Origin of the sequence: Enterobacter sp. R4-368, assembly GCF_000410515.1 — a bacterium.
Classification (GTDB): domain Bacteria; phylum Pseudomonadota; class Gammaproteobacteria; order Enterobacterales; family Enterobacteriaceae; genus Kosakonia.
In genome coordinates, this window is record NC_021500.1 from 2167795 (window position 1) to 2182241 (window position 14447).

Consider the following 14447-nt stretch of genomic DNA (forward strand, 5'->3'; position numbering starts at 1 on the left):
TCCTTAGTGCGCTGCTGTCAGCGCATGGGCTGGCGCATCAATGATCACATTGCTGAGGTGACCGATATTTTCGATCTCCACTTCGATGCGATCGCCTGCTTTCATAAACAGCGGCGGATTGCGTTTTTTACCAACGCCGCCCGGTGAGCCGGTGATGATGACGTCGCCCGGCGTCAGGCTGGTAAAGGTACTGATGTACTCGATAAGCTCGGCGACCTTGTGGATCATGCTGGCGGTGTTGTCGTCCTGCACCATGCGGCCATTCAACCATGTGCGGATCGTGAGCTGATGCGGATCGGGGATCTCATCGGCCGTGGTCATCCAAGGGCCGAACGCGCCGGTTTGCCGCCAGTTTTTCCCGGCGGTGAACCAGGTGTGCTGCCAGTCACGCGCAGAGCCATCCATATAGCAGCTGTAACCTGCGACATGGCTTAACGCCACGTCACGAGAGATGTTTTCGCCACCTTTACCGATGATCACCGCCAGCTCACCTTCGTAGTCGAATTCGCTGGAGTGGCGCGGTTTCAGCACCGGCGCGTTATGCCCGGTTTGCGAGTCGGCGAAGCGCACAAACAGCGTCGGTGCCGGGTTATGTTGATCGAACTCTTTGCGTTTTTCGGCGTAGTTCATGCCGACGCAGAGAATTTTCCCCGGGTTTTCAATAACCGGCAGGAAGTTGAGATCGTCAAAGCGCAGATCCGTCGCTTCACCACTCAGCTGTTGTGCCTCACTCAGCGCGTCGGCCGCGAGCAACGATTTCAAATCACCGTAGCGGTCTCCCAGACGCTGACCCAGATTGATGACGCCATCAGCCTTGACGATGCCGTAGCTACGGACCCCCTGATGGACAAAGCTTGCGAGTTTCATATCAGTTCCTGTAGTGCTTAATCAGACGAGGAAATTGCCAAGAACCAGCAGCGATACCGACACGTTGATCGCACCGCCAATACGGGTGGCAATCTGTGCAAACGGCATCAGGCTCATACGGTTACCGGCAGTCAGGATGGCAACATCCCCTGTACCACCCTGGCCGCTCTGGCAGCAGGAAACGATGGCGACATCAATCGGATGCATGCCAATCTTTTTACCTACGAAGAAACCAGTGGCAACCAGTGCGGAAACGGTACTCACGATCACCAGCAAGTTATCGAGAGTGAAAGCGTGAACCAGCTCTTCCCACGGCGTAATGGCAACGCCCACGGCGAAGAGGATTGGGTAAGTCACAGAGGTCTGGAAGAATTTGTACACCACCTGAGAACCTTCCAGCAGGCGCGGAGAAACACCGTGCGCCAGCTTAACCAGCACGGCGGCAAACAGCATGCCGACCGGTGCAGGCAGGCCAATCAGTTTGTGGCCGAGCATGCCGATCATGTACAGCAATACTGCCAGCAGTGCGCCCGCCGCGATGGTAGTAACATCAGTTTTACCGGAAAACGCAGGGGCAGCCGCCGCTTGTTCATCACCGTTGCTGCGGTTAGGCATCAGTTGGCCTTCGCCGGTCAGATGCGGGAAGCGTTTACCCAACTGGTTCAGGCAGCCGGAAATAATGATTGCGGTCAGACCGCCCAGCATCACCATCGGCAGTACACGGCCCAGCGCGACGCCCTGATCCATGTGCAGCAGCGTGGCGTAACCAATGGAGAGCGGAATCGCACCTTCACCTACACCACCCGCCATGATTGGCAGAATGATAAAGAAGAAGATCTGGAACGGTTCCATACCCAGCGCCAGGCCTACGCCCATCCCCACCAGCATGCCAACCACTTCGCCGCAAACCATCGGGAAGAAGATACGCAGGAAACCCTGAATCAGGGTGGTGCGGTTCATGCTCATGATACTGCCGACAATGATGCAGCAGATGTAGAGATAGAGTATGTTGGTTGATTTGTAGAATTTCGTTGTGGACTCGACCACCACGTCCGGCAGCAAACCGTAATAAACCATTGCTGAAGGAATAAAGGTGGCACAAATCGCCGCTGCGCCCAGTTTGCCGACGATTGGCAGACGTTTGCCGAACTCACCGCAGGCAAAGCCGAAGAACGCCAGCGTCGCCACCATCACGACGATATCGCTCGGCAACTTGCCGCCAAGACAATCGATAGCAATTAACGCACCGGCCAGCAGGAATAATGGCAGTGGAATAATCCCAACTTTCCACGTATCCATAATGTGCCACCACTTATCCTTCAGTGATGTTTTTTGAATCGCCAGCGATTCAGAGGTAACAGAGAATGAATCGTCAGTTGTGCTCATAATTAAGCCCCTTGGTTATTTTGTGCCTGTAGAGTAAAGGGCTAAATGCGTACTTTATGTGAGGAATAGCATATTAAAACCGGAGTTTTAATGGCTCCTATGGTTTTTATGGTTTCTTTTATTTTGTGTGATTTACGCCTTAATTATTGGCGTGGTTTTTATGGTTTTTTTAAATAGAAACACAAGTTAATAACATTTCCAAAAAAGAATATTTAACAGACCATTTTTCCGCTTCAGCGCTGGCTGTGCAAGGGATCACAAGTTTCCAGTAAACTGCGTACGCGTGCGCAAAAAGATGCTACATTGGCGCTTTGCTGGCTGCTGTGCGAACCGTCATGAAAGTCTCTTTCCAAATCAAACTTTTTATTTCGCTGGTGCTTTTTTTCTCCGGTTTGTTCGTTCTGCTTGGCGTTTATTATTATAAGGATGTCGGCCGTCAGCTATATCAGGAAATGAGTGCCCGGGCAAAAATACAGGCTGAGGAAATAGCGATTATTCCGAATTTACGCCAATCGGTTGCCAATAAAGATATTCGAGCCATCGCGCAATTTATGCATAAAGTGGTGGCGCATAGCGACGCAAGCTTTATTGTTATTGGCGATGACAAAGGCCTGCATTTATTTCATTCAGTCCATTCTGATGTGGTCGGAAAAACATTAGTGGGTGACGATAATACCGAGGTGTTGCACGGGAAAAGCATCACCACTATCCGCAAAGGCGGGCTGGGTATTTCGTTACGTAGTAAAGCGCCGATTTTTGATGATGCCGGGCGCGTTATCGGGATTGTGTCAGTGGGGTATCTGACCAGTTATCTCGATACCATCACGCTCGGTAAAGTGATCAACATTTTTATTGCCGCTGTATTGCTGCTGGCAGCGCTGTTTATTTTTTCCTGGTTCTTTACCCGCAGCATTAAAAAACAGATCTTCTCCCTTGAGCCGCGGGAGATTGGCCTGCTGGTGCGCCAACAAAAAGCGATGATGGAATCGATCTACGAAGGGGTGATTGCGATTGACAGCGAACTGCACATTGAAGTGATCAATCAGGCCGCACGCAAACTTCTGGGGTTAAGCCAGCCGACGCGCGAGCTGCGCGGGCAAACTATCGATGAAGTCATTGCCCCGGTGCCGTTTTTTGACCGTTCGATGATGCTGGAAAACGACACGCATGATGAGATTTGCCGTTTTAATCAGTTAACGGTGATTGCCAGCCGGGTACGCATCATGCTGGAGAATAAATTGCAGGGTTGGGTGATTACCTTTCGCGATCGCAACGAGATAGACACGCTGAGCGCGCAACTCAGCCAGGTGAAGCGCTACGTTGATAACCTGCGCATTATGCGCCATGAGCAACTCAACCGCATGAACACGCTCTCTGGCCTGCTGCATATGGAGCGCTACGATGAAGCCGTGCGCTACATTCAGGCGCAGTCAGAGCATGCGCAGGAGTTGCTGGATTTTATCTCTTCGCGCTTTAGCTCACCCACGCTGTGCGGTTTGCTGCTGGGGAAAGCGGCGCGCGCCCGTGAAAAAGGTGTCGAACTGGCCTTTGATCCGCTGTGTCAGATGGACAGAGCCTGCCGGTTGTTGGGTGAAGCGGAGCTTATCTCCATCATCGGTAATCTGTTGGATAACGCGATTGAAGCAACCCAGCGAGCCACGCTGCCTCACGAACCGGTTGAAGTGCTGATTTTGCTGAACGAACGGGAGTTGATTATTGAAGTGGCGGATCGCGGTATCGGCATTGATCCGGCGATTCGCGATCATATTTTTGAACGCGGGATGACCACCAAGCGCAGTGGCGATCATGGCATTGGTCTGTACCTGATCGCCAGCTATGTCACGCAGGTGGGCGGATCGATTGAAGTCTCCGCTAACACGCCTCGCGGCACAATTTTCTCTTTGTTTATTCCTGAAACGGGTAACGTACCGCGTCCCGTGCCGACCCTGGAAGATCAGAATTATGCAACATGAACTGATAGACGTGCTGATAGTAGAAGATGAAAACACGCTTGCGCAGCTTAATGCGGAACTGGTCAGCAAACACCCGCGCCTGCGCCTGGTTGGTATTGCCTCGTCGCTTGCCGAAGCCCGCGAGTTATTGAGCAACATGCAGCCGCAGTTAGTGTTACTGGATAACTATTTGCCGGATGGCAAAGGCATTACCCTTATTAACGATCCGCAGATTATTCGCGCGAACTGCTCGGTGATTTTTATTACCGCCGCCAGCGATATGGACACCTGTAGCCAGGCGATCCGCAATGGCGCGTTCGACTATATCCTCAAACCCGTGTCGTGGAAGCGGCTGAGCCAGTCGCTTGAGCGCTTTGTGCAATTCGCCGAGCAGCAACGCGTGTGGAAAATTGTCGACCAGCAGAACGTGGACTCACTTTACCAGTTACAGGCAAAAAATTTCCGCCAGGATAACGGCAGTAAAGGCATTGAAGAGAGTACGCTGGCGCTGATTCAGAAACTGTTTGCCGACGAGATCGCGCGCTGTTTTTCCGTCGATGAAGTGGTGAGCGAAACGGGGTTGAGCAAAACCACCACCCGGCGCTATCTGGAACACTGCGTGGAAGCCGGGTTTCTGGCGGTGGAGATGCAGTACGGGAAAATTGGCCACCCGAGGCGCATGTACCGCCGGGTGGCTGCGTGAGATGGCCCCTCACCGTGCGGTTGAGGGGCTAAAGTCTACTTCAGTACATAGCCGTACAGGCGTTTGATGCCGTCGGTGTCGGTCTCGGAATAAACGCCCTGTAGCTCCGGTGAAAAGCCCGGCAGCAGATTGACGCCCTCTTCCAGCGCGAGGAAATAGCGCTGCACCGCTCCGCCCCACACTTCTCCCGGCACCACGCAGAGCACGCCCGGCGGATAGGGCAGCGCACCTTCGGCGGCGATGCGCCCTTCCGCCATACTGATGCGCACCAGCTCAACATTGCCGCGAATAAACTCACTGTTTGCATCCTGCGGGTTCATCACGACCGCTGGCAGGCTGGCTTTGCGGAACATTGCTTTTTGCAGATCTTTTACGTCAAAACTCACATACAGATCGTGCATCTCCTGGCACAGCTCACGCAGCGTATAGTCGCGATAACGCACCGGATATTTATTAAAGATGGTTGGCAGCACATCGGCCAGCGGCGTGTCATCTTCAATATGTTGTTCGAACTGGGCGAGCATCGCTACCAGCTGCGCCATCTTCTCGGCGCTTTCGGCTGGCGTCAGCAGGAACAGGATCGAGTTGAGATCGCACTTCTCCGGCACAATGCCATTTTCACGCAGGTAATGCGCCAGAATGGTGGCCGGAATACCAAACTCGGTATATTCGCCCGTTTCCACATCGATGCCTGGCGTGGTCAACAGCAGCTTGCAGGGATCAACAAAATATTGCTCGTGCGCATAACCTTCAAAACCGTGCCATTTATCACCCGGCTCAAAGCTGAAGAAGCGCCGCTCGCGGGCGATCACTTCCGTCGGGTGATCCTGCCACGGCCGTCCGGCGATCTCCGGCGGTACAAAGGGTTTGATCATTTTACAGTTCGCGATGATCGCTTTGCGCGCTTCAATACCCAGCGCCACACATTCTGCCCACAGCCGTCGTCCGCTCTCGCCCTGATGGATCTTGGCATTCACGTCCAGCGCGGCAAACAGCGGATAAAACGGGCTGGTTGACGCATGTAGCATAAAGGCATTGTTCAGCCGCTTATGCGGGCAAAAACGTGTCTGTCCGCGCAGATGGTTATCTTTTTTGTGGATCTGCGAGGTTTGTGAGAACCCGGCCTGCTGCTTATGCACCGACTGGGTGACAAAAATGCCCGGATCATTCTCGTTTAGCTCCAGCAGCAGCGGCGAGCAGTCGGCCATCATCGGGATAAATTGCTCATACCCTACCCACGCCGAATCAAACAAAATGTAGTCGCACAAACTGCCGATCTTGTCGATCACCTGCCGTGCGTTGTAGATCGTGCCGTCGTAAGTCCCAAGCTGGATCACCGCCAGACGGAACGGGCGCGGCTGGTCTGCCTTTTCCGGCGCGACTTCGCGGATCAGCTCGCGCAGATAACCCTCATCAAAGCAGTGATCGTCAATGCCACCAATAAAACCAAACGGGTTACGCGCCGCTTCCAGATAGACCGGCGTTGCACCGGCCTGGATCAACGCACCATGATGGTTGGATTTATGGTTATTACGATCGAACAGCACCAGATCGCCCCGCGTTAGCAGCGCATTGGTCACCACTTTGTTGGCGGCAGAAGTGCCGTTCAATACAAAATAGGTTTTGTCGGCATTGAACACCTTCGCGGCAAACTTCTGCGCGTGCTTGGCCGAACCTTCGTGGATCAGTAAATCGCCAAGCTTGACGTCGGCGTTGCACATGTCGGCGCGAAAAACGTTCTCGCCGAAGAATTCGTAAAACTGGCGGCCCGCCGGGTGCTTTTTAAAGAACTCGCCGTGCTGATGACCGGGGCAGGCAAACGTGCTGTTGTCCATTTCGACATACTGGCGCAGCGTATCGAAAAATGGCGGCAACAGATTGTCTTCATAGTCACAGGCGGCGGTTTCAAGCTCCAGCCAGTCCTGATCTTTACCGCCGATCACCGCTGTCACGCCCTGCGGCGCACTCTCCGGCTCTTGAGTGAACAAAAAAACCGGCAGGTTAAACCCCGTCCGTTTGAGTAACGCAAGAATGCCGCTGCGACTCTCCGCTAATGTCATGACGACTGCCGCCACATCCGTAAAATCGGTACTGTCCAGCGTCACCACTTCGCGGTGGGTGGAAAGCGCAGATATCAGCTCGCGGCTGACGGCAATTTTCATTGATTTCATAAGCACGAATACCCGTTTCAGGGGAGTAAAAGACCCCGGACAAAGCAGTTGCTTCGCCCAACGAACGTGTCTGACTGGAACCAGCTCCGACCGCCAGACATCAGTAAAAGCAGACAGCTTCTGATCTTACTGTTGTCCTACAGTGAGCGTGCGTTAACCTCACCGCATGGTGAGTGAAGTATGGGGGAAAATGATACGGGTGCGCGAAGGCATGCAGGTGCAAAATGCGTGACAAACAGCAGTCATATGCGTCATCTGGCGGCTCCCGTAAGGCGGAATAAAATTCGCGCAATCATGTCACCTTTCCTAAAGAGGCGCAACCAGGCCGGACGTGGTCGCGCATAAAAATGCTATTCTACGCGGCATATTATTCAGTTATGTGAAACACAGGAGTGACTCGTGCTTATCGGTCCTTTTATTAACGCCGCTGCGGTATTAATTGGCGGCACCCTTGGCGCGTTGCTCAGCCACCGCCTCCCCGAGCGTATCCGTTCCTCCATGCCTTCGATTTTCGGCCTTGCATCGCTGGGTATCGGTATTTTGCTGGTGATCAAATGCGTGAATTTGCCGGTGATGGTGCTCGCCACGCTTGTCGGTACGCTGATTGGCGAGCTTTGTTACGTCGAGCGCGGTATCAGCGGTGGTGTTAACGCGCTACGTAACCTGCTGCAAAAACGCAAAGATGGTGATGCCAACAGTGCTCACGAGTCGTTTATTCAGAGCCTGGTGGCAATCATTATTCTGTTCTGTGCCAGCGGCACCGGGATTTTTGGCGCCATGCGTGAAGGGATGACCGGCGATCCAAGTATTCTTATCGCCAAAGCTTTTCTCGATTTCTTTACCGCCGTGATTTTCGCTACTTCACTCGGTTTTGCTGTCGCGATGATTTCCGTGCCGATGCTGATTATCCAGCTTACCCTCGCCACCTGCGCAACGCTGATCCTGCCGCTGACCACGCCCGCAATGATGGGCGATTTCACCGCCGTAGGCGGCATTCTGCTGCTGGCGACCGGGTTGCGCATCTGCGGCATTAAGATGTTTGCCGTGGCGAATATGCTGCCCGCGCTGGTGATCGCGATGCCGATTTCTGCCCTGTGGACAGCATTTTTTGCCTGAGCGAACGTGCATTATGCACAAAGTGGTGATAGATTGTGCAGTCCGCAACGAATTGAAGAAATTTCGTTGACGGAGCGCGGCGAATCAGGTTTAATGCGCCCCGTTGCCCGGATAGCTCAGTCGGTAGAGCAGGGGATTGAAAATCCCCGTGTCCTTGGTTCGATTCCGAGTCCGGGCACCACTAATTTAAAGAACCCGCCCAAAAGGCGGGTTTTTGCTTTTGGGGATACGGGCTCTCCATCGAACTGCGTTCGATTATTCGCTGCGAACCTCACGCTCCATTCAGAACTGATAATGCAAAGCACGTTGGATAAAGGACGCGCCCCTGCCTTTTAAGAACGATCGTTAAAAGTTGTCGAATAACACCGAAATCTGTGCCAGGATTTTGTCGCGAAAAAACACGCTCGCAGGGCGTTCAGTCACGCTCCTGCGAACAGTATGAAACTGAAGGAAAGGTTAAATCATGCATACATTAGGGTTTATCATCGGGGCAGCACTGGTTACCTTTATTTATATGGCGCTGAAAAAAAAGCGTAATACGAAAGCGGATAACGCAACGAAAAAACAGGATTAACCAGAAGGTTCCCGTAACACCGCACAGCCATAATCAGTAACAATTGCTGTGTTACGGTGCGCAAATAGGTTTATAAAAAATCACTGCGAATATAAATAGCCCCACCTGAATTCCCTGCGCTTTTTGAACTCCTGGTCAAACTGCCCCAGCCCCAAAATCAGTGCAGCAGCCCATCAGATCCAACTCATTATCAACCCCGGGTAAAAGGTCGCTCTTGTTACACCGCACTTAAACGTTGCCAAATATGGCGCAACCTTCTGCATGGAGAGTCGGCCATCATACTCCTCACCAAAAGTCGTTGCCTTAATCGTTCAGGGGGCTGGGATTTACCGCTTGTTCGCGCAGCAACTTCGTTACAGGTGCGCTGTTTTTCATCTGCCCCAGTGTATAAATCTGTGCCCGGAGATGCTGTTCCAGTTGCCGGATAAGTTGCTGACGCAGAGGAGAACCGACGGGCAATAAATTAATCTGACGAAGCTGTTCCTCCGTCGGTTCAGTCTGCTGAAAGCTAGTCATCATGCCAAAGACGGATGACTTCAGCTCACTGACCGTCATGTATTTACCCTTGTGCCCATCCAGCCCACTCAGCCGGTTACTCAGTTGCTGTAACTTCGTCATCCCCTGATGCCAGCCACTCAAATTTTCTGTCGGTACGCTGGCTGCGTTCAACTGCCGAAACCACCGTTGTGCCAGTGGTTTCGCCTGTTCAGGCCAGAGCGACTGCGCCTGCTCGACCAGTTGACGGCTGTAGTCAATATTCCAGTCCGGTGGCAACTGACCTAAGCGCACGAGCTGCTGCTGCGTAGCTGTGAACATGGTTTGCGGTATGGAAGCGTGCTGACGCAGCGTATCAAGTTGCGCGGGCGTGAGTATTGCAGGAAAAGGTGCCAGCGATGCAGCAAGCTGAGTCTGTAACGGGTCAACTTGATGCAAGGCATGCCAGCCCCACACCGTCGCCGCACTTATTATCAGCATGGTCCACATCCCGGCAGCAAAAGGTTTCCACTTTTTTACCTGTACCGGTATCGCCGTCAGTACATCCACGTTCGGCTGATGTTCGGGATGGGCAACATAAACCCAATTTACCGTGTTGGCCGGTTCGCGCTTTTCGGTAACAGGAATACCCGGCAGAGCATCGCTTAATATTCCGGCGCTATTCATTACTGGCGCAGGCAGCACGATACCAGCCTGAATAGTTGCACCAGAGTCGGATGCGCCGTCACTATTTTCCAGCCGAACAGCACTGTTATGTATCATCGATCGCAACGTATCGAGCTGGCTCAGATGTTTTAACTCCAGGCGCTGTAGCACCGCGCCGAGACTCGTTAGCAGTTGTTCCGCCCGGTATAGCTGGCTGAGATCGCTGTAGTTCAGCGGTAGCGTACGCATCCGTTGCTGCAGGCGCTGACTCAGATTACAGAGGATTTCCATGCGGGCGTGTACAGGCTGCGGCCAGAGCACTCCCCACTGATGGCTTATCAGGGCCTCCAGTATTGCCAGCCCTTCATTCAGACCGAATAATCCGGCCAGTTGAGTCCGGGCAAGCGTATACCAGGCGGCCGTTTGCAATTCCACGCCATTTTGCTCAAACAATGAGAGACAGAGTTTTTCTACATACCGCCAGTTCACGTCCGGGCGCGCCGGATGGGTCAGTTTGCTCAACTCATCGCGCAGGATGGCATAATCCGCAAGAGTACGCGGGTCGCAACCGGTTTTGATTTTACGGGGGGAAATGTCATTCATGACCAGGTATCCATCTGATGGGTCTACAACGGTGGAAGATTATTGTTTATACAGCTTCGTTTTCTGCATGTTCGAAATATTGCGGATACTGTTGTACTGCCAGATCAGCACTATAAAACCCAGGATGCAGCAACACCTTTATAAACGGTGTCTGCCAGTTTAATTAACGAAGTAATACGCGCCTGCGGACTGGAGGCGATGAGTCTCTTTTATAAAAGAAATTGAACGATGAGTATTATCTCAGGCGCACCATTAAGATATTAATTACGCTAACAATGTCTTACCCTTGCATATTATTGCGGCTTTATTGAATAAAAGATAATGATGCTGTGTCGGCACATAGATTCTGAGTAAAAATATCCCCAACCCTAAATCCTTATAATTTATCTGTCTCATCAAGATACTGCTGTTGTTTAAGATGACGAAGCAAAACACGCCCCTCAGGCATAAACACTGTGCCATAGCGTACCAGGCCAATACCATTAAGTTCAGCATCAATGGCGTAGCGCAGTTCACCGGGGATTTCCTGATCGAGAAGCACAACGGTTATTTTTTTCAGGCGCGGCTCGTATTTGAGTAGCACGTCAGAAAATACCTGCAACAACTGGTGAGCAGTACCCGGCATACCCTGAAGAATTTTTGTCATATCCGGTAATCCATAATCCGGCAGATGCTTCAGCGTCCCGGCGCGACAATTGAGGATACGTTGCATATTATCGAGCACAGACAAAATTGCCTGGTTTTGTTCATTGACCTGATGGAGATCAAGCCCGCCGGTGAAATTACCGTAAAGCGTTTCATATAATGAAGGTGAACTATTTGCCATGTTTATTATTAATTACCTATGATATTTAATAAATTAAATTTTATCTTCAGAAAATTTTTTCATTCGGATAGTGAATTCCTTCCCCCCTCGTTAAACTATTAGAAAAAGTCTCCAGTATACATCTAACCAAAACGCCATATCGCCTTGCAAACTACCATAACAACCCCAATTCCTATCTGGAAATACATTTTCTGGTGCTGGTAGCTCTAAGCCTTTTTCACAAAGGCAGGCGATAAAGTTATTATCATTGGCGATCAATATTACAATGACCTGTGCAAATTCTTTAAATTTATAGAAAATGAGGGTTTTACCATGATCGGCAAAGGTATTTTTCTCTTCCGTTAAACTTCCGCAAAATAATCCAATCACTTGCTCAACGGCTGATAGTTCTTATGGCTTTATCATAAATCAAGTCGAAAAAGCATATACATTGTCTTTCTCCAGAGATAAAAATGAATGGATATAACGATGCATTTTTGAAATGGCGTTAAATTGTGCAACAGGAATTCATTCAGCAACACAATATTTTTTCCAAAAAAAAATCAATATATTACTTTTAATTAATGTAACCCGCCGCACTGGCTGCACAAAAGTGCCCTGCAGCTCTCAATATTCTCCTGCCACTGGCCCATGTAAACATCGCTTCCAGGCCAGTCTCACTTCCGGGTTGATTTACAGTTGTAGCCGCTTGATGGCGAGAAAGCCTGACAATGGCCAGGCGTGGCGCTGGCGTCGGGCAAAAAAGACTCCACTTCGGGACGTTCCATCGAACGAATAACAAGAAAATCCTGCGAAATCGCTGCACCTCTTTCCACTGTTTGAATATCGTGAACAAACCAGGCATACATTTCAGGCGGCGCTGTATCTTCAGGAAAAGGTTGTGGCTGGTTCAGAAAAGCAGCATGCGCATAATCGAGGAATCGTCTCGCTCTCCTCAATGCCGGTCCATAGACATCAGGTGCGATCAGGAGGCGTTTATCATCAAGATTGCCTTCCATGCTGTTTCTCATTTTTACTGCAGCGTCATGGATATCTTCCAGCCATCCCCAGTTTTTATGCAACACATCAAGTTCATTCTGATAGCGACCAGCCGTAACTCTGGACTGCGGTGAAATACCGAGTAACCCGGCGGATGCACCAGCTAAAGCCAAAGAATCCCCGCGCTGTTTTTCATACTTAATACATTCACTACGGTATTGATAATATTGTCGTCCCAGCCACTCGATATAACTATCCAGATGATGGTTTTGCGCATCGACATCGACGGATTTAAAAGGGATGGCTTGCTGATAAACTTGGGTCCACTGAGCGACAGACTTGTTATTAACGTTATCCTGCATAACGAAATAGGCAGCAACATCAGTATCAGTTTGATCGAGCGTACGTAAGTCTGGAAAAGGAACCCCGGCCATGGTTGCTGCACGATACATCCGGTGTAATGCAACCCGACAGAGTTCCGCGCTCGGTTTTTGTTCATTCGGTTTCAGGCCACCACCTACATCCTCTGAACTGCCGGGTAGCAACTCTTCCTGATGTTTATCATTACTCCCCCCCAGGCAATAAAGGCTACGCCAGGGGCGATTTTCATGAGCAGCGACCAGATGCAGTGCATTTTTAACCGTAACGGGTAATGCAGACTCCTGATCAATAGATTTATCACCCAGTAAAACACTGATACCTTTTACAGGCCCACCAAATGCTGATACAAACCAGCCGACACCATTATTATTACTGGCAGGTGTATGCCGGGCACAGTCAAACAAACCAGCAAAAACAATATCTACGGGAATGTTTTGATAGAAGTATTTCTCGCCCTGTTTCTGAAAAATATCAGCTAACAACATATCGATAAATTTGCGTGCGAGAGTTGCACCGAGATCGTAGCCATAAAAAGACATGGAAATTAATTTAATGGGTACCGGACTATTAACTTTAGCTTGCTCAAAAAAACGCTCAAAGCGAGCCTTTGCAGAATTTATCCGGGTATCGACTCCCGTAACTAACATATCGGCAATAACGGGATTGTCACGCAACCAAGGGGTTGCCTCGATACTGACTTTCTTTACTGCATTTTTAGCAGTATCACTCGTCAGTTTTTTCCACTCAGCGGGAGTAATTAGTTTTTTCCCTGAATCTTTTAGGATCTCCCACCAATTGCCCCCCTTAATTAACTCTTTGCCAATATCTTTCGCCATGTCTTTGGGTTGATCCTTGAGATCATCCAGCACAGAGCTTTGAGCAACATCCATAATCGTGTGAATCTTCTCAGCCAACTCCTCATTAAATGGCGTTCCAAGACCTGATAAATAAAATTTATTATGAGTATTTAGCGTGGTATCTTGCTTCTTTTCAGGAAATGCTCTAAATAAGCGCGCCACATTGCTAAGGCGTTGCTCTGATGCATCCTGATCAATATTGCGGTGAATCCCATCAAAAAAGAAACCAACATGCCAGGTACGTGAACAATTTCCCAGCCCGGCATCCTCTGCCTGTTGCGCCCGGTTCGCAGCTGCAATAATGCTTTCGATATCCATCAGTTGTGCTCCTGCTTTACAGCTTTTCCGGGAATATCGGGACGTTTTTCATAAGGCGACCAGGCATTATCACTCCAGCCCAGCAGAACTTTATCTCCGGGTAAAAAGTGAACATGCAGATCATTCTCCCCCCACTTTCGTTCCGGTAATGGCATCACGACACGTCGAGTTTCCCTGCGCATTCCAGCATTGTATTGAGCCCGGGTTGTACTCAACGTCCAGATAACTTCGGCCGTCTTCCCGCTGATACTGCCGCAGCAAGTAGCACCACCACCACCATGGGCAAAGGCATTCGCCCCTCCCACACCATTAACACTAAATCCCAGAATTGGCCGGTCAATTTCACTGTGAATAATTAGCGTGACCGGCCCGACTGGCGGCCCCCAGATTGACGCCCAGACAATACAGGCACCGTAAATAATAAAAGGCGCAATCAGCGCTGCCCAAATCCATTTTCCCCAACGGGCATAGCCGCGATTTACAGCGTTATCAACCTTGCTGAACAGTTCAAATAATCCCATTCTTTATATTCCATTTTTATCAAACACCCTGAGCTTGCTGTTTTATATATCTGT

The 14447-nt window shown here is 50.6% G+C and carries 11 protein-coding genes and 1 tRNA gene; 4 read left to right on the forward strand and 8 right to left on the reverse strand.

Translation table 11 applies throughout. The annotated features are described in order from the left end of the window. Positions 1 to 3: 3 nt before the first annotated feature. On the reverse strand, positions 4 to 867 hold the full coding sequence (locus tag H650_RS10220; RefSeq protein WP_020455185.1) for a fumarylacetoacetate hydrolase family protein: 864 nt from the start codon (positions 865 to 867) through the stop codon (positions 4 to 6). Positions 868 to 888: 21 nt separating this feature from the next. Next, on the reverse strand, positions 889 to 2253 hold the full coding sequence (locus H650_RS10225) for a 2-hydroxycarboxylate transporter family protein (RefSeq protein ID WP_020455186.1): 1365 nt from the start codon (positions 2251 to 2253) through the stop codon (positions 889 to 891). A gap of 335 nt (positions 2254 to 2588) precedes the next feature. On the opposite strand from H650_RS10225, the gene H650_RS10230 reads away from it, so the two are divergent. Together H650_RS10230 and H650_RS10235 are read left to right on the forward strand one after the other, a co-directional pair. After that, positions 2589 to 4226: an ATP-binding protein gene (locus H650_RS10230; RefSeq protein ID WP_020455187.1), complete on the forward strand. Its 1638-nt coding sequence runs from the start codon at positions 2589 to 2591 to the stop codon at positions 4224 to 4226. Next, positions 4216 to 4908, forward strand: a complete 693-nt coding sequence (locus H650_RS10235) for a response regulator (RefSeq protein ID WP_020455188.1) — start codon at positions 4216 to 4218, stop codon at positions 4906 to 4908. Before H650_RS10230 ends, H650_RS10235 begins: the two co-directional genes overlap by 11 nt. A gap of 35 nt (positions 4909 to 4943) precedes the next feature. Here H650_RS10235 and H650_RS10240 read toward each other — a convergent pair whose 3' ends face one another. Next, positions 4944 to 7079 carry an ornithine decarboxylase gene (locus H650_RS10240; RefSeq protein WP_020455189.1) on the reverse strand — a complete coding sequence of 712 codons (2136 nt, stop codon included), beginning with the start codon at positions 7077 to 7079 and terminating at the stop codon, positions 4944 to 4946. A gap of 399 nt (positions 7080 to 7478) precedes the next feature. Here H650_RS10240 and H650_RS10245 point away from each other — a divergent pair, with 399 nt between their 5' ends. Continuing rightward, positions 7479 to 8195, forward strand: coding sequence for a DUF554 domain-containing protein (locus H650_RS10245; RefSeq protein WP_020455190.1), 717 nt, complete (start codon positions 7479 to 7481; stop codon positions 8193 to 8195). 105 nt (positions 8196 to 8300) lie between these two features. Beyond that, positions 8301 to 8376, forward strand: a tRNA-Phe gene (locus tag H650_RS10250). 696 nt (positions 8377 to 9072) lie between these two features. Here H650_RS10250 and H650_RS10255 read toward each other — a convergent pair. From H650_RS10255 to H650_RS10270, 5 genes are all read right to left on the reverse strand, one after another. Then, on the reverse strand, positions 9073 to 10512 hold the full coding sequence (locus H650_RS10255; protein ID WP_020455192.1) for a VasL domain-containing protein: 1440 nt from the start codon (positions 10510 to 10512) through the stop codon (positions 9073 to 9075). A 376-nt stretch (positions 10513 to 10888) separates the two neighbouring features. Beyond that, entirely contained in the window at positions 10889 to 11338 is a 450-nt protein-coding gene (gene tssE / locus H650_RS10260; RefSeq protein ID WP_020455193.1) for a type VI secretion system baseplate subunit TssE, read from the reverse strand. A 90-nt stretch (positions 11339 to 11428) separates the two neighbouring features. Next, complete coding sequence (locus H650_RS25720) at positions 11429 to 11707, reverse strand: hypothetical protein (RefSeq protein WP_189660104.1); 279 nt, start codon at positions 11705 to 11707, stop codon at positions 11429 to 11431. Between the two features lie 287 nt (positions 11708 to 11994). Then, positions 11995 to 13872, reverse strand: a complete 1878-nt coding sequence (locus tag H650_RS10265) for a T6SS phospholipase effector Tle1-like catalytic domain-containing protein (protein ID WP_020455194.1) — start codon at positions 13870 to 13872, stop codon at positions 11995 to 11997. Beyond that, positions 13872 to 14393, reverse strand: coding sequence for a DUF3304 domain-containing protein (locus H650_RS10270; protein ID WP_020455195.1), 522 nt, complete (start codon positions 14391 to 14393; stop codon positions 13872 to 13874). Before H650_RS10270 ends, H650_RS10265 begins: the two co-directional genes overlap by 1 nt. Between the last annotated feature and the right edge of the window lie 54 nt (positions 14394 to 14447).